Annotated in this window: 24 protein-coding genes and 1 tRNA gene; 11 read left to right on the top strand and 14 right to left on the bottom strand. The window is 59.7% G+C overall.

Annotated elements, in window-relative coordinates; genetic code table 11:
• Positions 1-279: 279 nt before the first annotated feature.
• The 5 genes from AX768_RS09790 to AX768_RS09770 all read left to right on the top strand — a co-directional run bounded on the left by AX768_RS09790 (position 280) and on the right by AX768_RS09770 (position 4,012).
• A complete protein-coding gene (locus AX768_RS09790; RefSeq protein ID WP_062000911.1) occupies positions 280-828 on the top strand; it encodes an iron transporter in 549 nt (182 codons plus the stop codon).
• Positions 829-923: 95 nt separating this feature from the next.
• Positions 924-1,271 (top strand): cupredoxin domain-containing protein, encoded by a 348-nt coding sequence (locus AX768_RS09785; protein ID WP_061999797.1) that lies wholly within the window; start codon positions 924-926, stop codon positions 1,269-1,271.
• Between the two features lie 35 nt (positions 1,272-1,306).
• Entirely contained in the window at positions 1,307-2,152 is an 846-nt protein-coding gene (locus AX768_RS09780; RefSeq protein ID WP_061999796.1) for an FTR1 family iron permease, read from the top strand.
• A complete protein-coding gene (locus tag AX768_RS09775) occupies positions 2,149-3,558 on the top strand; it encodes a 4Fe-4S binding protein (RefSeq protein WP_172811940.1) in 1,410 nt (469 codons plus the stop codon). The genes AX768_RS09780 and AX768_RS09775 overlap by 4 nt, the downstream gene beginning before the upstream one ends.
• A gap of 40 nt (positions 3,559-3,598) precedes the next feature.
• Positions 3,599-4,012, top strand: a complete 414-nt coding sequence (locus AX768_RS09770) for a GlcG/HbpS family heme-binding protein (protein WP_061999794.1) — start codon at positions 3,599-3,601, stop codon at positions 4,010-4,012.
• Positions 4,013-4,279: 267 nt separating this feature from the next.
• On the opposite strand, the gene hemP is transcribed toward AX768_RS09770, so the two are convergent.
• The 4 genes from hemP to AX768_RS09750 form a co-directional block, all read right to left on the bottom strand.
• Complete coding sequence (hemP, locus tag AX768_RS09765) at positions 4,280-4,537, bottom strand: hemin uptake protein HemP (protein WP_061999793.1); 258 nt, start codon at positions 4,535-4,537, stop codon at positions 4,280-4,282.
• 128 nt (positions 4,538-4,665) lie between these two features.
• Positions 4,666-5,160, bottom strand: a complete 495-nt coding sequence (locus tag AX768_RS09760; protein ID WP_061999792.1) for an SRPBCC family protein — start codon at positions 5,158-5,160, stop codon at positions 4,666-4,668.
• A 48-nt stretch (positions 5,161-5,208) separates the two neighbouring features.
• Positions 5,209-5,622, bottom strand: a complete 414-nt coding sequence (locus tag AX768_RS09755; RefSeq protein ID WP_061999791.1) for an OsmC family protein — start codon at positions 5,620-5,622, stop codon at positions 5,209-5,211.
• Between the two features lie 133 nt (positions 5,623-5,755).
• Positions 5,756-6,628 (bottom strand): pirin family protein, encoded by an 873-nt coding sequence (locus tag AX768_RS09750; RefSeq protein ID WP_061999790.1) that lies wholly within the window; start codon positions 6,626-6,628, stop codon positions 5,756-5,758.
• 163 nt (positions 6,629-6,791) lie between these two features.
• Between AX768_RS09750 and AX768_RS09745 the strand changes: the two genes are divergently transcribed.
• Entirely contained in the window at positions 6,792-7,754 is a 963-nt protein-coding gene (locus AX768_RS09745; RefSeq protein ID WP_061999789.1) for a LysR substrate-binding domain-containing protein, read from the top strand.
• 332 nt (positions 7,755-8,086) lie between these two features.
• Here the strand turns inward: AX768_RS09745 and AX768_RS09740 are convergent, their stop codons facing one another.
• The 9 genes from AX768_RS09740 to AX768_RS09700 all read right to left on the bottom strand — a co-directional run bounded on the left by AX768_RS09740 (position 8,087) and on the right by AX768_RS09700 (position 15,849).
• Complete coding sequence (locus AX768_RS09740) at positions 8,087-8,512, bottom strand: ExbD/TolR family protein (protein ID WP_061999788.1); 426 nt, start codon at positions 8,510-8,512, stop codon at positions 8,087-8,089.
• A gap of 12 nt (positions 8,513-8,524) precedes the next feature.
• Positions 8,525-9,298 carry a MotA/TolQ/ExbB proton channel family protein gene (locus AX768_RS09735; protein ID WP_061999787.1) on the bottom strand — a complete coding sequence of 258 codons (774 nt, stop codon included), beginning with the start codon at positions 9,296-9,298 and terminating at the stop codon, positions 8,525-8,527.
• Positions 9,299-9,361: 63 nt separating this feature from the next.
• A complete protein-coding gene (locus tag AX768_RS09730) occupies positions 9,362-10,120 on the bottom strand; it encodes an energy transducer TonB (protein ID WP_061999786.1) in 759 nt (252 codons plus the stop codon).
• A gap of 298 nt (positions 10,121-10,418) precedes the next feature.
• Positions 10,419-10,655 (bottom strand): (2Fe-2S)-binding protein, encoded by a 237-nt coding sequence (locus AX768_RS09725; protein ID WP_061999785.1) that lies wholly within the window; start codon positions 10,653-10,655, stop codon positions 10,419-10,421.
• Positions 10,656-10,910: 255 nt separating this feature from the next.
• Positions 10,911-11,813, bottom strand: a complete 903-nt coding sequence (murI, locus tag AX768_RS09720) for a glutamate racemase (RefSeq protein WP_061999784.1) — start codon at positions 11,811-11,813, stop codon at positions 10,911-10,913.
• Between the two features lie 13 nt (positions 11,814-11,826).
• Positions 11,827-12,303: a bacterioferritin gene (gene bfr, locus AX768_RS09715; protein WP_061999783.1), complete on the bottom strand. Its 477-nt coding sequence runs from the start codon at positions 12,301-12,303 to the stop codon at positions 11,827-11,829.
• A gap of 224 nt (positions 12,304-12,527) precedes the next feature.
• Positions 12,528-14,063: a fumarate hydratase gene (locus tag AX768_RS09710; RefSeq protein WP_061999782.1), complete on the bottom strand. Its 1,536-nt coding sequence runs from the start codon at positions 14,061-14,063 to the stop codon at positions 12,528-12,530.
• A 113-nt stretch (positions 14,064-14,176) separates the two neighbouring features.
• The gene (locus AX768_RS09705; protein ID WP_061999781.1) at positions 14,177-14,755 is read right to left on the bottom strand and encodes a TIGR00645 family protein; all 579 of its coding nucleotides are present in this window, start codon (positions 14,753-14,755) and stop codon (positions 14,177-14,179) included.
• Between the two features lie 173 nt (positions 14,756-14,928).
• Positions 14,929-15,849 carry a DMT family transporter gene (locus tag AX768_RS09700; protein ID WP_061999780.1) on the bottom strand — a complete coding sequence of 307 codons (921 nt, stop codon included), beginning with the start codon at positions 15,847-15,849 and terminating at the stop codon, positions 14,929-14,931.
• A 309-nt stretch (positions 15,850-16,158) separates the two neighbouring features.
• Between AX768_RS09700 and acs the strand changes: the two genes are divergently transcribed.
• The 3 genes from acs (at position 16,159) to AX768_RS09685 (ending at position 20,620) form a co-directional block, all read left to right on the top strand.
• Positions 16,159-18,141: an acetate--CoA ligase gene (acs, locus tag AX768_RS09695; protein WP_062000910.1), complete on the top strand. Its 1,983-nt coding sequence runs from the start codon at positions 16,159-16,161 to the stop codon at positions 18,139-18,141.
• Between the two features lie 140 nt (positions 18,142-18,281).
• Positions 18,282-18,605 carry a DUF4212 domain-containing protein gene (locus AX768_RS09690; RefSeq protein WP_061999779.1) on the top strand — a complete coding sequence of 108 codons (324 nt, stop codon included), beginning with the start codon at positions 18,282-18,284 and terminating at the stop codon, positions 18,603-18,605.
• Entirely contained in the window at positions 18,602-20,620 is a 2,019-nt protein-coding gene (locus AX768_RS09685) for a sodium:solute symporter family protein (RefSeq protein WP_061999778.1), read from the top strand. Before AX768_RS09690 ends, AX768_RS09685 begins: the two co-directional genes overlap by 4 nt.
• A gap of 81 nt (positions 20,621-20,701) precedes the next feature.
• Here the strand turns inward: AX768_RS09685 and AX768_RS09680 are convergent.
• A tRNA-Ser gene (locus tag AX768_RS09680) sits at positions 20,702-20,791 on the bottom strand.
• A 210-nt stretch (positions 20,792-21,001) separates the two neighbouring features.
• On the opposite strand from AX768_RS09680, the gene AX768_RS09675 reads away from it, so the two are divergent.
• Together AX768_RS09675 and AX768_RS09670 are read left to right on the top strand one after the other, a co-directional pair.
• Entirely contained in the window at positions 21,002-21,280 is a 279-nt protein-coding gene (locus AX768_RS09675; RefSeq protein WP_061999777.1) for a type II toxin-antitoxin system RelE/ParE family toxin, read from the top strand.
• Between the two features lie 11 nt (positions 21,281-21,291).
• Complete coding sequence (locus tag AX768_RS09670; protein ID WP_061999776.1) at positions 21,292-21,594, top strand: HigA family addiction module antitoxin; 303 nt, start codon at positions 21,292-21,294, stop codon at positions 21,592-21,594.
• Positions 21,595-21,688 lie beyond the last annotated feature (94 nt).

Here is a 21,688-nt window from a genome sequence, read left to right as displayed (position 1 = left end):
TGGCAACGCAGTACCTGGCAGCGGGCCCCGAGCCCGCTGTTTTTATGTGGACAACCCATGCTGGAAAACACCGAAAACCCTTGTCGCCACGAGGCTTTGTTTCGCGGTGTCGAATTGTTAGCCATTTCGATCGGTGCTAAACTTCCCAATCATTGAGAATGGTTCGTATTAACTTTCGGATCGGGATCTCATCCGGGATTTCTTATGCCAGCGCTGGGGCGTTGGCGAAACAACCGTGTCGGATCGGAAGCATCGATCAATAACAACAAGGAGTTACGGATGAAGGTTTCAACTTTGGTACGCGGCTCGGTAGCTGCGGTCGCTTTTGCGGCAATGGCGTCGGCATCGGCAGCGGAATATCCGATCGGCAAGCAGAATGTCCAGAACGGCATCGAAGTAGGCGCCGTTTATCTGCAGCCGATCACGATGGAACCGGAAGGCATGATGCGCAAGGCATCGGACTCGGACATTCACCTCGAAGCCGACATCCACGCGGTGAAGAACAACCCGACCGGCTTTGCGGAAGGCGACTGGATGCCTTACCTGCAAGTCACGTACGAACTGACCAAGGTTGGCACGACACAAAGCATCAAGGGCGACCTGATGGCCATGGTTGCGAACGACGGCCCGCACTACGGCGACAACGTGAAGCTCTTCGGCCCGGGCAAATATCACTTGAAACTCAACATTGCGCCGCCGATGCAAACCGGCCACATGGCGTTCGGCCGTCACGTCGACAAGGAAACCGGCGTGGGTCCGTGGTTCAAGCCGTACACGATCGAGTATGACTTCCCGTTCGCCGGTATCGGCAAGAAGGGTGGTTATTAAACATTCAAGCGGTCGTGAAGTTGGACTCAGGTGTCCGGCGCAACAGGTGCACTTGATCTGCACTTTGTGCCGGACGCCGCAGCCAGGATGGATGCATGAAACGTAAATACAGATTGATCGCGGCGTCGCTCGCGATCACTGCAGGCTGGTTTGGAAGCGCGGCTTCAGCGCAAGCGGCCGATCTCCCGACTTTCAAGCTGGAGCTGAATGACGGCAAGCTGAATCCCGCGCGTATCGAAGTACCCGCGGGCGTGCGCTTCAAGATCGAAGTCCACAACGTCGGCAAGGGCGCGGCAGAGTTCGAGAGTATCCAGTTGCGCAAGGAAAAAGTGCTCGCGCCGGGCGCCGACTCGTTTGTCGTGATCGCGCCGCTGGACAAGGGCGAATACAAGTTCTTCGATGATTTCCATCAGTCGGCGCAAGGCGCCATCGTTGCGAAGTAGTGGTTGCATCGGCTAGTTAAGCGGGAGAGAAGGTAATGGGTCAGGTTCTTTTCATCGTGTGGCGGGAGAGCGTCGAGGCGCTGCTGGTCGTGGGCATCCTGTACGCATGGCTGAAAAATGGCGACGCCGACGCGCGTCGCGGCATTCCCTATCTGTGGGCCGGCGTGGTTGTTGGCTTGCTGGCCGCCGTTGCGCTGGGCGCGGCGCTGGTGGGTTTCACGGAAGTGCTCTCCGGCGACGCGCAGGATTATTTCCAGACCGGCATGGTTCTCGTGGCGTGCGTGCTGATCGTGCAGATGGTGCTGTGGATGAAGCACCACGGGCGTTCAATGAAACGCGACATGGAAGCGTCGCTGCAGAAAAGCAAACAGGACGCGAACTGGTGGGGCGTGACGCTGCTGGTCGCGCTCGCGATTGCGCGCGAAGGCAGCGAGACGGTGATTTTTCTTTACGGCCTGGGTTTCGGGCAGTCGGGTCACGTCGATTCAATGCAATATCTTGCTGTCGTGATCGGTCTTGGACTGGCGTTCCTCACGTTCTATCTGCTGCAGCTTGGCGGCAAGATCTTCTCGTGGCGGCTCTTTTTCCGCGTGACTGAAATCATGCTGCTGTTTCTCGCGGCTGGCCTGTTCGAGACCGGCGTGGACAAGCTGATCGACAAGGAAATCCTGCCCGTCGTGGTGAACCAGGTCTGGAATACGTCCTGGCTTCTCGATGACTCCAGCACCTTCGGCTCACTGGTCGCGACGCTCACGGGTTATCGCGCGCATCCGGCCGGCATGAATTTGATTGCGTACGCGGTCTACTGGGTCGTGATCTTCCTGCTGCTGCGCCGCTCGAAGAACCGTATGGCGCAAAAACCGGCGAGACGCCCAGCATGAGCGATGTCCTGAATCGGCCCGGCCGGCTTCAACAGGCCGGGCAATGGATGCAACAGCACGGCAGCATGATCCGCGCAATCCAGTGGGTTGTGGTGCTGTTCTATGCATTCCTGATTCTGGTTCCTGCGGTCATGCCGTTACCCGACAACACTGCGCACATCTGGAACAACCTGACGGTCGCGGCCCAGTTCGTGTTCTGGGGCATCTGGTGGCCGTTCGTGTTGTTGTCCATGGTGATGCTCGGCCGCGTCTGGTGCGGCGTTTTGTGTCCTGAAGGGGCGTTGACGGAGTTCGCGAGCAAGTTTGGACGAGGCTGGGCAATCCCGCGCTGGTTGCGCTGGGGCGGCTGGCCGTTCGTCGCGTTTGGCATCACGACCATCTACGGCCAGATGGTCAGCGTTTATCAATATCCGAAAGCCGTCCTGCTGGTGCTCGGCGGATCGACCCTCGGCGCGATGATCATCGGCGTGTTGTATGGGCGCGAGAAGCGCGTCTGGTGCAAGTACCTGTGCCCGGTGAACGGCGTGTTTTCGTTGCTGGCGCGGCTTGCGCCGTTCCACTTCAAGGTCAACGAGGACGCGTGGCGCAAGTCGTATAAAGAGGGTGAGCACGGGCATCGGGTGATTCCGGTGAACTGCGCGCCGCTCGTGCCGCTGCGCGCCATGAAGGGTGCGTCGGACTGCCATATGTGCGGGCGGTGCAGCGGTCATCGCGATGCAATTGCGCTGACGTGGCGCTCGCCGTCGTCGGAGATCGTCAAACTCGGCGATAAACAAGCAAACCCCTGGGACACGGCGCTGGTGCTGTACGGCTTGCTGGGCATCGCGATTGGCGCGTTCCACTGGAGCGTCAGCCCGTGGTTCATCCAGTTGAAGCAGATCTTCGCGGGCTGGCTGATCGATCACAACATTCTCTGGCCGCTCGATACCAACGCGCCCTGGTTCCTCTTCACGCATTACCCCGAGCAAAACGACGTATTCTCGTGGCTCGACGGCAGCATGGTGATTGGTTATATCGTGGTGACGGGTCTGGTTTATGGCACGGCGCTGCTCGGGCTGCTTGCAGCCGGCACGCGCATGCTCGGCCGGTTCGAGTTCACTCGATTGCATCATCTGACGCAGGCACTGATTCCCGTGGCCGGCGTGGGCGTGTTTCTCGGTTTGTCGGCGACGACGGTTTCGTTGTTGCGCGCCGAGCACGTGCCGCTCTGGTGGGTCGCGGACCTGCGCCTGGGATTGCTCGGCGTTGCGAATCTGTGGAGCGCGTGGCTGGCCTGGCGGGTTATCGGAAGGTACATTCCCGGCCGCGTGATGTCGCGTGGCGTTGCCGCGATGCTGTGGTTCGTCGCGGCGCTCGCCGTTGTCGATAGTGCGTGGTACCTGATGTTCTGGGGCTTCTCGCGGTAACCTTGCGGGTATTCACAACTACAACCCCGGAGGTGACTCAATGAGAACGAAACCTGTATTGACCGATGAAGACGTAAAGATCATCGCGGCCGCCGCTGAAGCGCATGCGCTTGCGAACAAGTGGAACGTGACGATTGCTGTGGTCGATGACGGCGGTCACCTGCTGCATCTTCACCGGCTTGAGGGCGCGGGTCCGAGCACGGCCGAAATGGCGACGGGCAAGGCGCGCACGGCGGCAGTCGGCCGGCGCGAAACGAAACTCTACGAAGACATGATCAAACAGGGTCGTGTAGCGTTCCTGAGCGCGCATATGACAGCGATGCTTGAGGGCGGCGTGCCGATCCTGGTCGGCGCGGACATCGTTGGTGCGGTTGGTGTTTCGGGCGTGAAGTCGGATCAGGATGCTGCGGTGGCGAAGGCGGGTATCGCGGCGCTGGGTCTCGAAAGCGTCTGATCGGAAGGTCTTGCGTTCATCGCGCTGAAGCTGACAAAAAAAGCACGTTTTCATTGCGAAAACGTGCTTTTTGCCTTGTTGACCGTGCTTTTGACAAGCACTCGCCGGGAACCAAAAAAAGCGGCTTCGCTGGCTATCGACGACTGGCTGGTGTTTGCACGAAGGGGTCTAAATTCTCGCGTGCAAGCCGTCGTGGCTGGCTAGTGCCAAACACCTCTCGAAGAGGTGGTCCCCACAATACTCGGTACTGAAATTCGGTTTTGCGTGTTACTTCGTGAGAATCAGCTTGCCCAGGCGCGTGGCGCGCAACTGATACGTCTCACCGTTATGCATGATGCTGATATGACTCTGTCCTTGCAGCAACGCGTCGCTGCGCAGCGTGCGTTCGCCGCTCTCGGTGGGAACAGCCGATGCCGGGCGCGCCGTTGTCACCGCCGCCGTGCGCGGCCGGGCGATGGTCGCAGCAGCGGAACGCTCGACTGGGCGACGCAGCCGAAGCGTGTTGGAGCGCAGGATGTCGGTCATGTCGAGGAGTCCGTTCGTTGAGTCGATGGAGTAATCTTAATGATAACCATTCTTATTTGCAACAACGATGTCTTCATCGATTTTACGTTTCGATAGTCATCGGTTTCCTATCGAAACGTCGTGCAGTTTTAATGCAGCGGCCCTGCGAGTTTGTTGCCGTGCGCGAACTGACGAATCAGCCTGACGGTATCGATATCCGCTTCCCTGTATGCCGACTTCACGATCTCCTGCGTCTGCAGCGCGTCAGGGCTGGCGTTGGGATCATCGGCGACGGGCAAGGTGGTGGCGTACGTGAAACGCAGGAATAGCTGAAGCTCGTCCGGCTGTTCAATCGCCATGGTCAGCGAGCCACCTACATGTTCCTCCGTCGGCAGAATGTCGTAGCGCACGCTGCTTTCGGGAATCAGCGTCACGCGATCGCGCACGCGCGCCTGGCCGTAATGCAGTTCACGTTCGATCACATCGCCTTCACGCGACAGGATTGCGCAGCGATCCAGGCCGATCACGAACAGTTGCGGCTGTTCTGCGCGCAGCACGAGCCCTTGCCACACCTGTTCGCGCGTCATTGCTTCCACGAACGGATTGAGCGGATCGTTGATCTGGATAAGGTGTTCGAAATTCAAAACGACGGTTTCCTTGAGATGATCGTTGAATGAATGGATCGCATGCTTTCAAAGAGGCGTGAGCCCGGAGTTGATCGCGATCGAACCGGAGAGGATCTTGTGCACGGGGCACGCATTCGCAATTTGCAAAAGGCGTTCCCGTTGAGTGCTGTCCAGCTCGCCCGTCAATTTGATCTGGCGGTCGATCACCGTGGCTTCCGGCGGCGTGGACTGATAGGTGAGGGTGACGTGAACGGCTTGCAGCGGCCAGCCCTTGTGCTTCGCGTACATCTTCAGCGTGATCGTCGTGCATGCACCCAGGCTCGAGAGCAAAAGACCGTGCGGAGTCGGACCGGTATCGGCGCCGCCGTGCGATGCCGGTTCGTCGCCGAGCCATTCATGCGTGCCGTCGCTCAATGCAACCTGAAAATCCTCGGCGCCGATACTGGCGCTGACAACCGGCGACACAAACTTCTCGGACATGCGGTACTCCGTTTGGGTTAGACAAAGCGCCGTCCGACAATTGGACACAAGAAAACGGCGCGGCACGAAGACTATTGTGACGCAAATAGTGTCCTTCGTGCCGCGCCGGTGAAACAGAGGCCTGGTCGGTCGATCAGTGGTTGATCGCGCCCATTCTTCCTGCCTGATAGTCCACAACGGCCTGACGGATCTCGTCTTCCGTGTTCATCACGAACGGACCATAGCGCACGACCGGCTCTTTCAGCGGCACACCACCAAGCAGCAGCAATTCGAGGGGCTCATCGCCGGCAGTGAAGCTGACCGTTTCGCCATCGTCGGCGAAGACGATCATCTGGCGCGCCTTGATCGGCTGTTTATCGGAGCCGTAAAAGCCATCGCCCGATAACGCATAACCGAACACGCGGAAATCCTTCGGCACGGGCTGCACGACCGATGCTCCCGGTTGCAGCGAGAAATGCTGATAAAGAATGGGCGTCCGCGTTTCGATAGCCGCCTTCACGCCCAGCGCTTCGCCCGCGATCACCTTCACGCGTACACGCCCGTCCTCGCTCACGCCGACCGGAATGCTCGCCGATGAAATCTCCTGATAATGCGGCGGAATCATCTTGTCGCGCTTCGGCAGATTCACCCAGAGTTGCAGCCCGTGCACGCGGCCCCCGGTGCGCGTGAACTCCGGATCGGGCATTTCGCTATGAACGACGCCGGAGCCCGCGGTCATCCATTGCACATCGCCCTGACGCAGCGTGCCCGAATGGCCCGCCGAATCCTTGTGCCCGAACTGGCCTTCGAGCACATAAGTAACGGTCTCGAATCCGCGATGCGGATGGTCAGGCGCACCTTTGGCCTCGCCCGGGGCGTAATCGACGGGGCCCATTTCATCCAGGAGCAGGAACGGATCGAAGTCCATCAACAGCCGCGTGGGAAACGGCCGATGCACGACAAAACCGCCGCCCTCCACCGTGCGAAGCGCGGGAATAGTGCGTTCAATACTGCGTGTGGTGTCCATTTTCGTCCTCACTTTGACCGGTCCGGATAGGGCGCCAGCCAGTGATTAGCGCCAAATTCAAAACATGGAGCTATTATATGGACCGTATTCCAGGGAAAAAGCCGTTCATCCGCAATGCATTGTCCCACCACTGAAACAACCAGAACATCGATCCCGCGCCCGCATGAAACCTGACTCGCACGACCTCAATGATCTGATGTACTTCTCGTACGTGGTCGAGCACGGCGGGTTTTCGGCGGCCGAACGCGTGCTGGGCATTTCGAAGTCACGGTTGTCACGGCGTGTATCGGAGCTGGAAACATCGCTTGGCGTGCGGCTGATGCAGCGGTCCACCCGCAAGCTCGCGCTGACTGAAGCCGGGCAACTGTTCTATCAGCATTGCAAGGGCATGCTCGCCGAGGCGCAAGCAGCCGTCGATATCGTTCATAGTCTTCGGGATTCTCCGCGCGGTAGCGTGCGCGTGAGCGTGCCGGTGACGATTGCGCAGACGTTTTTGTCGGCGGTGATTCCGGATTTTTTGCATCGATACCCCGAAGTTCGCGTCGTCATGAGCGTGACGAATCGCGTGATCGACCTGTTCGAGGATCCCGTCGATGTCGCCCTGCGCGTGCGCTCCGAGCCGCCGGTCAATTCGACCATAGTCGCGCGGCCGTTGTGGCGCACGGAGCAGATGCTGGTTGCTGCGCCGTCGCTGCTCAAGCCCAATGCGCCGCCGCTCGCGCCGTCGGAACTGGCGCAATTCGATAGCATCGATGTCCCGTCGAGCGACGGTCGCCATGTATTTCGGATGATCGCGCCCGATGGCACGCGCCATGAGTTCGAACACGAGCCGCGCCTGGTCACGGCGGATCTGGGCATGATCCGTGAAGCCGTGCTGCGCGGTGTGGGTATCGCGGCGTTGCCGGAGATGTTGTACGGCGCGGCGCTGCGCACGGGCCAGATGTCGCCCGTCATGCCGGGCTGGACGTTCCCGACGCCGCAGTTGTACGCGGTGTTCTTGTCGCGCCAGGGAATGGTCCCGGCGATTCGCGCGTTCGTTGACTTTCTGGTGGAGTCAATCAACGACGGCGATCGCTTTCCCGGAGAATGTCCTCTCCCGGTTGAGGCCGCTCACGAAACAGTGTGACTAAACGCTAAGCCGCTGCAAGTTTCTGACATTGAAGCGTGCACTTGCGATGCAGAGATTCAATCGGCGCTTGCTTGAACGGGGCGTAGCGCGGCGCTATATTGAAATCTCTTCGCTAAGGAGCTGCTTATGCGAAAACTCACGGCCACTTTTATAGTAGGCCTGATAGGGCTAATCGCGCTGTCCGTGTCGAGCACGGCTGTCGCATGTGGCGATGCTGCGGGATCGGGCTACTCGACCCCAAAGTAACCGCTAGCCCGAATGTGCCGCGCGCACACAAAAAAAGGCCTTCATCGTCGCGATGAAGGCCTTTTACTTTGGGCTCTCAAGACTTACTTCGCGCCCGCTTTCGGCTCGGTCACAAAACCAATTTTCGATAACCCGCCGCCTTGGGCGGCCGACATCACATCGGCAACCCGCTCATACGGCACCTTGCGGTCCGCGCGCAAACGCAATTCCGGCTGCGGCGTCTGTTTCGATGCATTGGCGATTCGCGCTTGCAGGGCGTTATCGTCGACTTTTTCATCGTTCCACAGTACCGTGCCGTCCGCTTCCACGGCGACATCGACGTGTGCCGGCTTGGTGTCCTGCGGCTGGCTGCTCGCCTTGGGCAAATCGATTTTCACCGCGTGATTGATCGCGGGAATCGTAACGAGAAAGATGATCAGCAGAACCAGCATGACGTCGACGAGCGGCGTCATGTTGATCTCGCTCATCATGCCGTCGTCCTCGTCGCTGGAGAAAGGGCTCATGGCCATGACGACGTCCCCTTAGCTCACACGCGATGCAGGCTTGACGGCCGACGGCGTGCCTGCAGCGTTTTGCGTAGCGAGGCGCAAACCATCGCCGCGCTTGCTCGAAGCCAGCTTCGTACCCGTCACGAAGAACGCATGCAGGCCGTGCGCAAAGCGGTTCAGCTTCGTCACGATTGCCTTGTTCCAGCGCGTCAATGCGTTATAACCGAGCACCGCCGGAATCGCGACGAACAGGCCGAACGCCGTCATGATCAGCGATTCGCCAACCGGTCCCGCGACCTGGTCGATCGACGTCTGTCCTGTCGCGCCGATGGTCAGCAGCGCGTGATAGATACCCCACACCGTGCCGAACAATCCGACGAACGGCGCGGTACTGCCAATCGATGCCAGCACGGCAAGCCCTGCCTGCATGCGGCCGACGCCTTCGTCCATGGTGTCTTTCAGGCAGCGCGTGATCCAGTCTGATACATCCATGCGGTCGTGCAGATGCGGTTGCGTCTGGTGATGATGGTCGGCCGCGTCCTGGCCGGAGAGGGCGAGCGCGAGGAACGGGTTGTCCTGTGTCTTGGCCGAATGGTTGCTGAGCTTCTTGATGCCATCGGCGAAATCGTCGGAATGCCAGAAGGCCTGTTCCGCGTTCTTGGTCAGGCGCTTCAGGCGCAGCACGTTCAAACCCTTCACCACGATCACGGTCCACGACAGCACCGACATGATCGCCAGCGCAAGCGCGATACCCCGCGTGACGAAATCCCCTTGTTCCCAGACGTGGGCCAAACCGTAGCTTTGCATTGCAGTTCCTGTAGATATCTAAAAATTAGGTCGAATTCTTGTGTGCTTGCCGGCGCACGTGCGCTAGTCGTTCAGCCCGAAGACGAACGGCTGGGAATAGGCGGCGCGGATCGCCTCGCCATTTTCCTTGTATGGCTTGCAGGCGCTCGAGCGCATGGCGTCGAGGGCGGCGTCATCGAGCCGCGACGAACCGCTGCTCTTTTTCAGTTCGATGTTCTCGATCTTTCCCGTCAGCCCCACGACGAACTTCACCACCGCCGTACCCGATTCACCTCGACGCCGCGAAAGCGCCGGGTATTCCGGCATCGCGATATTGCATTCGAGATGGGCGACGTCCTTTGGCGCGTTGAGCGACATCGTCGGACGGCCGATTGCCGGCGCGGCCGCGGGTGGCGCTGCAGGAGCCGGCGGCGCGGGTGGCGACGGCGTCGCTTCGGGCGCTGCTGCGGCAATCGTCGAAGGCGCGGTGGTTTCCGGCAGCGGCGTCGGTGCAGCTTTTACGCGCGGCTGGACGGTGGGCTTCAATTTGGGCGTCGGCTTGGGTGGAACCGGTTTCGGAGGCGGAGGCACGGGCGTCGACTGGATGGCTGCGGGCGCGGCAACAGGCTGCGGCGGCGCGGCGCTGATCAGCTCGGCGGTAATCGTCTTCGACTCGACGGGGCGCGGCGACGGCTCGTTGCGCATGGTCAGCGCGATCGCGAGCAGGCCGACGTGAATCCCGACGACAGCAACGCCCGCTGCGATGACGCGCGGGTTGATCGACGAGTTGTCCGTGGTTGCGGGGCCGAAGGCGCTGCCCGGCGTGAGGGAGGAAGACGGCATATCAGCGTGGTTGCACGGCCGCGAAGCCGTACGAACAGCGAAAGCCCATGCAGCATGTAGAACTGGAGGACTTCATTTTCGGAAGATGAGCAGAGAAATAAACAGCGTGGCCACAAAACCGATCAGCAGTTCCATCGTTCCCTCCTTGAATGGGGGTTGGCGTGCTGGCTTGATGTGACCTGGCTTGCGAGCGGAAAACGGAGATTCCCGGGGTTGCACATGATCCACGCTTCACGGCCGGGGCCGTGTTTCGTGGCGCTTCGTCTGAAGACCGCTAGTACGAGGGCTTGCGGCGCCCCTATGCGGCTTTGCGTTCGTAGAACGTCAGCGGCACGGCCTGATGCTGGTCGCCGCGAACGCCGCAATGCGACGCGCATCCGCTTTCCAGCATCACATCACGCACGCTTTCTTCACACTTGCCGCAACACATGGCGACGCCCAGTTCGAATTGCAGTTCGTCGAAGGTGGAAGCGCCGTCGGCGATGGAAGCGCGAATCTTTCTGTCAGAAACTGATTTGCATACACAGACGATCATGGTCAACCGCGATAGCTAACGTTAATGCGAATTATTATCATTCCTTATGCGAGGGTTGGCAATAGGGTGCGTTGGTTTTTTTGGACGCTTGGACGAGACGTATGAGGGACGGGACGGAGACCCTTGATGGACGGGGCTTGTGCTTGCTGACAGCGCGGTGAAACCGCATGCCCGAGAGGGTTTTATCGAGCTGGATAAGGTCAATTTCTGCGAATTCTGCTGCCGGCAGCGTCGTCGCGTCGCACTCGCGAGCGCTCAGGCCCTGCCGGATTCCAGCGCTCGGGTGCGGCGGGACGCAATGACGACCTGCTCGACATCGATATCGAGACCCAGCAGCAACGCCACCAGTTTCTGCTGCATCCGGCCGTCGTTGGTCGAGCAAAAGCGTGGCGCATGCGCATCGCGCGAGGGCGCCGCGCGCATGCCGTGCAGATCCAGCTGCCGTTCGAGTTGCCGCGCGATCGCAACGCTCGTGTCGATCAACGCAAGGCGGTCGCCCGCGATAGAGCGGATGGCCTGATCCAGGAAAGGGTAGTGCGTGCAGCCGAGCACGAGCGTGTCGGCGTTGGCATCGAGCATGGGCTGGATGTAGCTTCTCAGCAGCTCGATCAACTCAGGCGAGTCGATATCGCACCGTTCCACTGCCTGAACGAGCCCATGGCCCGGCTGAAGGATGAAACGGCAATCGGTTGAGTGACGCTCGGCCAGCGCCTGGAAGCGTGCGCTGCGCAAGGTGACGGCGGTTGCCAATACACCGGCCACGCGCGTCTGTGACATCAGCGCGGCGGGCTTGATGCCCGGTTCCACGCCGATCATGGGGATGGGCAGCCGTTCGCGCGCCTGGGCGATGGACTGCGCCGTCGCGGTATTGCATGCGACGACGAGCGCCTTCGCACCCTGCGCAATCAGCCATTCGCCTATAGCCAGCGTCCGGTCGGCTATGAAGTCTTCATCGCGTTCACCGTACGGGGCGTAAAGCGAATCGGCGACGTAGATCAACTGTTCGTCTGGCAGCGCTGCGCGCACGGCGCGCAACACGGACAAACCGCCGAGTCCCGAATCGAAAATGCCGACCGGTGCATTTACGCCAAGCGAGCTCACGTCCGACGCGCTGGCATCGATCGATTCTAAAGAAGAACGAATTGCGTCGAGAGGCATTGCAGCGGCTGTTTTACTCGTTTTCGCCCATCATGGTCTGCTGATAGTTCTGGATGCCAACCTTGGCTACCAGATCGATCTGTGTTTCCAGCCAGTCGATATGTTCTTCGGTGTCATCGAGGATCTTGACGAAGATTTCGCGCGAGATGAAATCGCGAACCGACTCGCAATACGCAATGGCTTCCTTGCACGTGCTTTGCGAAATCTGTTCCAGCTTCAAATCGCACTGCAGGATTTCGAGCGTCTCTTCGCCGATCAACAGCTTGTGCAGGTCTTGCAGGTTCGGCAGGCCATCGAGCATGAAAATGCGCTGGATCAGCCAGTCGGCATGCTTCATCTCGCCGATAGATTCATCGTACTCATGCTTGCCGAGCTTCTCCAGGCCCCAGTGCTTGTACATGCGGGCGTGGAGGAAGTACTGGTTGATCGCCGTCAGTTCGTTCTTCAACTGCAGGTTCAGGTATTCGATCGCTTTTACGTCGCCTTTCATCGTGTTTCCTCGTGGGGCGTTATAGCCTTTTAAACATAACCGCTCGAGTTTAAAAAGCCAATATGAAAAATGGTGTTTTTCCCGTTATTCGCCGGGTTTTGCGTTCATGCGCCAGTTGAATGAGAATGACAACAGTTCTCTTCACAGCGTCCTCAAAATGCAAGAGCCGGGCACGAGGCCCGGCTCTTATCGCTTCCGATTACTGGGGTAGGAGTTTAAACCCTCTACGCCGTTGCGACCGGAATTTTACCTATTTTTGCCTGCCATTCTTTGGGTCCCGTCTGATGCACGGACGTACCGGTTGAATCGACGGCGACCGTCACCGGCATGTCCTGTACATCGAACTCATAAATGGCTTCCATGCCGAGGTCTTCGAACGCGATGACCTTCGCGCCGCGAATCGCCTTCGACACCAGATACGCCGCGCCGCCCACGGCCATCATGTACGCGGCCTTGTGTTTCTTGATCGCCTCGATGGCCGTCGGGCCGCGCTCGGCCTTGCCGATCATCGAGATCAATCCGGTCTGCGACAACATCATGTCGGTGAACTTGTCCATGCGTGTAGCGGTGGTCGGACCCGCCGGGCCGACGACTTCTTCACGCACCGGATCGACCGGACCGACGTAATAGATCACGCGGTTCGTGAAGTCGACCGGCAACTTTTCGCCCTTGGCGAGCATGTCCGCAATGCGTTTGTGCGCGGCATCGCGGCCGGTCAGCATCTTGCCCGAGAGCAGCAGCGTCTGGCCCGGCTTCCATGCGGCGACTTGTTCCTTCGTCAGCGTGTTCAGGTCCACGCGCTGGCTCGTCTCCGTGTTCGCGACCCATTCGACTTTCGGCCATGCATCCAGTGACGGCGTTTCGAGCTTCGCGACGCCCGAACCATCGAGCGTGAAATGTGCGTGACGCGTCGCGGCGCAGTTCGGAATGATCGCGATGGGTTTCGATGCAGCGTGCGTTGGCGCAGCCATGATCTTCACGTCGAGCACGGTGGCGAGGCCGCCGAGACCCTGGGCGCCGATACCCAGCGCATTCACTTTCTCATGCAACTCGACGCGCAGTTCTTCGATCCAGTCCTTCGGGCCGCGTGCGATGACGTCCTGGATATCGATGGCGTCCATCAGCGATTCCTTCGCCATGACCATCGCCTTCTCGGCCGTGCCGCCGATGCCGATTCCCAGCATGCCGGGAGGGCACCAGCCGGCGCCCATCAGCGGCACGGTCTTCAGCACCCAGTCCACGATGGAATCCGACGGGTTCAGCATCGCGAACTTCGTTTTGTTCTCCGAGCCGCCGCCTTTGGCCGCGATCTGGACATCGACCTTGTCGCCGGGAACGATCTCGTAATGGATCACGGCCGGCGTGTTGTCTTTCGTGTTCTTGCGCGCGCCTTCGGGCGGGCTCACGATCGACGCGCGCAGCACGTTGTCCGGGTTCAGGTAACCGCGGCGCACCCCTTCGTTGATCATGTCGGTGACGCCCATGGTGGCCGAACCTGACTCACTCGCCCACCGCACGTCCATGCCGACCTTCACGAACACCGTGACGATGCCCGTGTCCTGGCAAATCGGACGATGGCCTTCGGCGCACATGCGGCTGTTCGTCAGGATCTGCGCGATGGCGTCCTTCGCGGCCGGACTCTCCTCGAGTTCGTACGCGCGGCCGAGCGCCTGGATGTAGTCGAGCGGATGGTAAAAGCTGATGTGCTGCAGCGAATCCGCAATGCTCTGGATCAGGTCTTCCTGCTTGATGATGGTCATGGCTTGAACGTTGTGGGGACGGGCTAGATTGGGACTTTTTTTAGAAACTTCATCGTGACGTTTTGGTGCTTTCAGCGGCGCTTTGATTGGCGCTCGACCGGTGCTGCTTCGACTTATTCGTGTGCCTTTGCAGGCGCTTCATGAAAGTGCTCAGGATGCGTGTGCGTGGTCAGGCGGTCGACCCACGCCATGATCAGCGCGGATGCGAGGAACGCGATGTGGATCAGCACTTGCCACATCACCGCGTGTTCCGAGTACTGGTCCGGATTGATGAACGTCTTCAGCAAGTGGATTGACGAAATGCTGATCAGCGCCATCGACAGTTTGACTTTCAGCACGCCGGCATTCACATGATCGAGCCACTCGGGCTGGTCGGGATGACCTTCCACGCCGAGCCGTGAGACGAACGTCTCATAACCGCCGACAATCACCATGATCAGCAGGTTCGAGATCATCACTACATCGATCAGGCCGAGCACGACCAGCATGATGTTGGTTTCGTCGAGCGTCGTCATGTGGGTGACGAGGTGCCAGACTTCCTTCAGGAACAGCACCACGTAGACCGCTTGCGCCACGATCAGGCCCAGGTACAACGGGACCTGGAGCCAGCGGCTCATGAAAATGACGACGGGGAGCGGCTTCATCGGACGCCGGGGTAAAGGGGTGCCGGGGATGTTCGGGGATGCGGACATGAGCGGTGCCGGGTCGGTGAATGAAATGATCGGATCAGTAATGGGGTCCGGTCGGAGGCTTTGGACGCGCGAACAGCGGGCTCATGGTCAGAACCAGCGCTAAAAACCAGAAAAGTCCGACATTGTAGCGCGATGAAGCGACCGGCCTGCGGGTCATCCCCAGGCGGGAGCCGTCAGGAAGTCATCGGCGGCGTGGTCTTCGTTTTCAGGCTCGCAAGCACGATCCCCGCGACCACGCAGGCGAGCGCGATACCGTGCGCGGCCGTCGGACGTTCGCCCAGGAACACGATGCCGTAAAGCGCCGCTGCGATCGGCAGAAGTCCGGAGAAGACGCCGGCCAGACTGCCATCGACGTGACGGATGCCTTTCATCCACAGCCAGAACGAAAAGATGCTCGCCGACAACCCGTACCACAGCACGAGGGTCCAGACGCTCAGGGTGACGCTCGCGTAGTCGAAGCTGAGCAGCGCCGAAAAGCCCAGCGGCAGCATCAGCAGGAAACCAAAGAAATGCGTGTAGGCGCAGATATCGATGGCCGGAAGCGTCTGTGTCAGGCGCCGCGAGAGGATCACGTAGAACGATTCGCAGCAGACCGCGCCGAGCACCATCAGGTTGCCGATGAGCGAGCCGTCCGAATGTGCGCGACCCGCTTCATGTGCGCCCCCCGCGCCGCTCGTGCTCTGTGCGACGTTGATCACGACCACGCCGGCGATTGCGAGCGCGATGGAAATCAGCGCGCGCCCGTTCGGACGTTCCTTGAGAAACAACCAGGAGAACACCGCGACGACCGCCGGAATGGTGCTCGTGATCACGCCCGCCGCGACGGCGCTCGTGCGCTGCACGCCATTGAGCATCAGGAGCGTGAACATGAAGGTGCCGAACAATGCTTGCAGGAACAGGTTCGCCCATTCGCCGCGCTGAACCTTTCGCATTTTCGACGGACGCAGCAGCGGCCAGAGCACTGCCATCGCGATCACGAAGCGCAGCAGCGCGAACAGCGGGACGGGGATGAAAGCGACGATCGACTTGCCGACGCCGACATTGCTGCCGACCAGCAGCATGGCCGCGATGAGATAGAGCGCGTAACGATTCAAGCTGGAATCCGGACGACGAGTTCAGTTAACATGCTTATTGCCTTGGCTCTGGCAGCGCTCGCTTGCAAAGGGCATCATTGTATTGGCGCGCGGCGAGGGCGCATTGTAAAAGCGCCGGCAAGTACGTGTATACCCCGTGGCCTTTGATTGCAGTGCGTAAGTAGCGGGTAAGCCGCGGAGCTTATCTTCGCCGGTGAAGCATTCGCAAGGTAAGGATTGAACCTGAATGCGCGCATGCTGCGCTGCATCGTAAGTGACCGAACCGAAGAACCGCAGATTCCAGAATCACCATCAAAGAAGAGGTTGTCGATGTCCGCGATTGAATCCGTACTCCAGGAACGCCGTATTTTCCCGCCATCGGCCAAAGCGTCCGAAGGCGCCGCGATTTCCGGCATGGACGCATACAAGGCTTTGACGTCCGAGGCCGAACGCGATTACGAAGGTTTCTGGGCGCGTCTCGCGCGCGAAACGCTCAGTTGGCACAAGCCGTTCACAACGGTTCTCGATGAATCCAATCCGCCGTTCTACAAGTGGTTCGAGGATGGCGAGATCAATGCGTCGTACAACTGCATCGACCGGCATGTGGAAGCGGGCAACGGCGAGAAGCGCGCGATCATTTTCGAAGCCGATGACGGCACTGTCACCAACGTCACGTATCAGGACCTGCTGCAGCGCGTGAGCCGCTTTGCCAACGCGCTGAAAAAGCGCGGCGTGAAGAAGGGCGACCGCGTGGTGATCTACATGCCGATGTCCATTGAAGGCGTTGTCGCGATGCAGGCCTGCGCGCGTATCGGTGCGACGCATTCGGTGGTGTTCGGCGGGTTTTCATCGAAGTCGCTCAACGAACGACTCGTTGACGTGGGCGCCGTTGCGCTCATCACCGCCGACGAACAGATGCGCGGCGGCAAGGCGCTGCCACTGAAGAGCATCGCCGACGAAGCCATCGCCGCCGGCGGCTGCGATGCGGTCAGGAGCGTGATCGTGTACAAGCGCACCGGCGGCAAGACGCAATGGCACGAAGGCCGCGACGTGTGGATGCACGAACTCGTCGAGAATGAGTCGGACAAGTGTGAACCGGAATGGGTCAGCGCCGAACACCCGCTGTTCATCTTGTACACGTCCGGTTCCACGGGCAAACCGAAGGGCGTGCAGCACAGCACCGGCGGTTTCCTGCTGTGGGCTGCGCAAACCATGAAGTGGACCTTCGACGCCAAGCCCGACGACATCTTCTGGTGTACGGCGGATATCGGCTGGATCACCGGGCATAGCTATATTGCCTACGGACCGACGGCGATCGGTGCAACCCAGGTCGTGTTCGAAGGCGTGCCCACGTATCCGCATGCCGGGCGCTTCTGGGACATGATCGCGAAGCACAAGGTCACGATCTTCTACACCGCGCCGACCGCCATCCGTTCGCTGATCAAGGCCGCGGAAGCCGACTCCAAGATCCATCCGAAAAGCTTCGATCTGTCGACGCTGCGCATTCTCGGCACCGTCGGCGAGCCGATCAATCCGGAAGCGTGGATGTGGTATCACGAAAACGTGGGCGGCGGGAAATGTCCTGTCGTCGATACCTGGTGGCAGACCGAAACCGGCGGCCACATGATCACGCCGTTGCCGGGCGCGACGCCGCTCGTGCCGGGTTCGTGCACGCTGCCGTTGCCGGGCATCATGGCCGCTGTCGTCGATGAAACCGGTCAGGACGTGCCGAACGGGCAGGGCGGGATTCTGGTGATCAAGCGGCCCTGGCCGTCGGCATTGCGCACGGTCTGGGGCGATCCGGAACGCTTCAAGAAGAGCTACTTCCCCGAAGAACTCGGCGGCGCGTTGTATCTCGCAGGCGATGGCGCCGTGCGCGACAAGGACACCGGCTACTTCACCATCATGGGCCGTATCGATGACGTGCTGAACGTGTCTGGGCATCGGCTTGGGACCATGGAGATCGAGTCGGCGCTGGTATCGAATCCTATCGTGGCGGAAGCGGCCGTCGTGGGTCGTCCCGACGATACAACCGGCGAAGCCGTCTGCGCGTTTGTCGTGTTGAAACGCTCGCGTCCGGAAGGCGATGAAGCGAAGCAGATCGCCAATGAACTGCGCGCGTGGGTGGCGAAGGAAATTGGTCCGATCGCAAAACCGAAGGACATCCGGTTCGGCGAAAACCTTCCGAAGACGCGTTCGGGCAAGATCATGCGACGCCTGCTGCGCTCCTTGGCGAAAGGCGAGGAAATCACGCAGGATGTCTCGACGCTGGAAAATCCCGCGATCCTCGATCAACTCGGCGAAGCGCGTTAATTTATTCGAGTAGTATCTGGCTTGTGCGAACGGCTCCCTGCTTTCAGGGAGCCGTTTTTGTATTTGCTGATTTCTGTTCACGCGCCCCGAACAATGTCGATCCCGATTGCCGCTATCCGACGCATTTGGTAGATAAGCACATGGCTTGCGTCCCACCATCTCCAAACCCTGCAGAGCCGCCGCCCGTGACGGCGGAGATGGCGCGCGCGCATCAGTTGTACTGGCGCACAAACGTCGCGCTGATATCGGTGCTGATGGTTATTGGGTTCGTAGTCTCCTTCGGCATTCCGCTCTTTGCGACGCGCCTCGCCAACGTGCGCTTCGCCGGTTTTCCGCTGCCGTTCTACTTCGGCGCGCAAGGCGCGATTCTTGTGTATGTGGCGTTGATCGTCGTGTATATCGTGCTGATGCAACTCGCCGATGCACGCCTTCAGCGCACGCTTGCGGCCATGACCCTTCGATGAAGCTCAACCATCGCCTGATACGCGCCTACGCGCTTTATACGCTCGGCTTCCTTGCATTCATCTATGTGATGACACGCATCGAACGCGTGACCGGGCCGGGCATGTGGATTGGCTACGTGTTCCTGTTCGTGCCGATCGCCGTGTATGCCGTGATCGGCTTGTTGTCGCGCACGTCCGACCTCGTGGAATATTACGTGGCCGGGCGGCGCGTACCGTCCGCGTTCAACGGCATGGCGACGGCGGCGGACTGGTTGTCGGCGGCGTCGTTCATTGGACTGGCCGGGTCCATCTACGCAACCGGTTACGACGGCCTTGCCTACATGATGGGCTGGACCGGAGGGTATTGCCTCGTTGCGTTCCTGCTCGCGCCGTACGTCCGCAAACTCGCGCGCTATACCATCCCCGATTTTCTCGGCACACGCTTTTCAAGCAACCTCGTGCGCGGCATTGCGGCGTTTGCAGCCATCCTGTGTTCGTTCGTTTATCTCGTTGCGCAGATCCAGGGCATCGGGTTGATTGCATCGCGGTTCATCGGTATCGACTTTGCGATCGGGATCTTTTGTGGACTTGCCGGCATTCTCGTGTGCTCGTTTCTTGGCGGCATGCGCGCTGTCACATGGACCCAGGTCGCGCAGTACATCATCCTGATCAGCGCCATGTTGATTCCCGTCTCGATGATCGCGCATCGCGAAGGGCTTGGATGGCTGCCGCAACTTTCTTATGGGCACTTGCTCGAGCGCGTGGAATCGCTTGAACGTCAAGTCGCAGGTTCGCCCGAGGGGGCGAACGTTCGCGATGCTTATCGGCGCCAGGCGCAGCAGATCCAGGCGCAGATCGATCAGTTGCCGGCATCGTTTCGCACGGAACAGGCGCGCCTTACCGATGAAATCGCCGACCTGCGCCGGCACAACGGTCCTTTGCGCGATATCGGCGAACGTGAGCGCGAGCTGGCGTCTTTTCCGAAGGACGCTGCTGATGCTGCGATCCAATGGACACGCGATCGCGATGCCATGCTGGAACGCGCCGCGCCGCCAGTTCCGATGGCCCAGGCCTTCCCTCCATCCGACGATGAAAACGCCCGGTTTCACAGGCGCAATTTCCTGTCGTTATTGCTGTGCTTGTCGCTGGGAACGGCGAGTTTGCCGCACATCCTGACGCGCTATAACACGACGACATCGGTTGCATCGGCGCGGCGTTCGGTCGGCTGGACGCTGTTTTTTGTTGCGCTGTTTTATGTCACCGTGCCCGTGCTCGCCGTGCTGATCAAGTACGAAATGCTGACTGGCATTGTCGGGCACAAGTTCGCCGATCTGCCGACGTGGGTCATGCAGTGGCGCAAGGTCGAGCCGTATCTGATTCGTATCAGCGACGTGAACGGCGATGGCATCGTGCGCTGGGCCGGCATTCAGATGCAGCCCGATATGGTCGTGCTTGCTGCGCCGGAGATTGCGGGTTTGCCATATGTGATGTCTGGGTTGATTGCGGCGGGTGCGCTGGCCGCGGCGCTTTCCACCGCCGATGGTTTGTTGCTGACGATCGCGAACGCGCTTTCGCACGACGTCTACTACTGCATGGTCGACAAGAACGCGAGCAGCCAGAGGAGGGTGACGATATCGAAGATATTGTTGCTGGGGGTCGCGTTGTTTGCTTCTTATGTGGCGTCGCTCAATACGGGGAATATCTTGTTTCTGGTCGGCGCGGCGTTTTCGCTGGCGGCGTCAAGCCTGTTTCCGGTGCTGGTGCTCGGTGTGTTCTGGAAGCGGACGACGAAGCTCGGTGCGGTTTGCGGGATGCTGGCCGGGTTGGGCGTTTGCGTTTATTACATCGTTTCGACTTATCCGTATTTCACGCAGATCACGGGGTTTGCGGGCGCGAGGTGGTTTGGGATCGAGTCGATCAGTTCGGGGATGTTCGGGGTGCCGGCGGGGTTTCTGGTGGCGGTGGTCGTGAGTCTGTGCGACCGGAAGCCGGATGCCTATACGCGGGCGCTGGTCGATTACATCCGGCATCCGTGAGGGCGGGGGAACGTAAAAAACCCGCGTCGGCACGAGGCTCGATGCGGGTTTTGGCGCTGCTCAACTATGCGAAACGTATTCTGGCGGAGAGACGGGGATTCGAACCCCGGTTAGGTTTGACCCTAAACACGCTTTCCAGGCGTGCGACTTAAACCGCTCATCCATCTCTCCAGCAAGTCGCGGATTATAGCAAACTCGCGCGATCGCGCCAGCCCCTTGTGCGACAGGACTTTCTGCAGGCGCAAACGCCGGTCAGAATCTCCGGTCAGCGTTGCCTGCCTGCCTCGCGCGGAGATGCCAGTCTTTAATCAAACGGCAGCAATAGGATATTTATGAAATCAACTTGTTGCTTTTCGTAACCCATGGGGTTACAATTTAGCAATGATCAAATCGTTCAAACATAAAGGGCTTGAGCGCTTTTTTAAGACGGGCAGCCAAGCTGGGATACAGGCAATTCATGGCAAACGTCTTCGCTTGGTCTTGGCATTGTTGAACGACGCCATCGACATTGACGATATCGATGCCCCCGCGCTCAGGCTACATCCCTTGAAAGGCGATTTAGCCGGGTTCTGGGCCGTGACCGTACAAGCAAACTGGCGGGTCATTTTCCAATTCGAGAATGGCGACGCGTACATAGTTGATTACATCGACTATCACTAATCGAGAACATCATGCGCATGCATAACCCGCCGCATCCCGGCGAAATACTTTCAGAGTTGTGGCTTGAGCCGCTGGAACTGTCCATTACTTACGCCGCTGACGGTCTGGATGTGTCACGCAAGACGTTGTCCGAGATCGTGAATGGACGCGCTGCAGTCAGTCCTGAAATGGCGATGCGACTCGAGATAGCGTTTGGGAAGAGTGCGGAGTCTTGGCTGGCTCATCAGGCCGCGTTTGACCTTTGGCAGGTTGACCAGAAGAAAGACTCGCTGCGTGTTCAGAAATTGAATCGCGGCCGCGCGGACATGCAGTAGGCTGCTGGTCGCGCGAGCCCATTCGTCGGCAGCCAAGCCGTCGTTTCATGCCATAAAAACGAAGGTGGGTCGGCATAGTATGGCGTCGCATGTA

The sequence above is a fragment of the Burkholderia sp. PAMC 28687 genome (assembly GCF_001577465.1).
In the GTDB taxonomy this organism is placed as follows: Bacteria; Pseudomonadota; Gammaproteobacteria; order Burkholderiales; family Burkholderiaceae; genus Caballeronia.
Note: the sequence above shows the minus strand (reverse complement) of the source record. Positions and strands in the feature narration are given on the sequence as shown.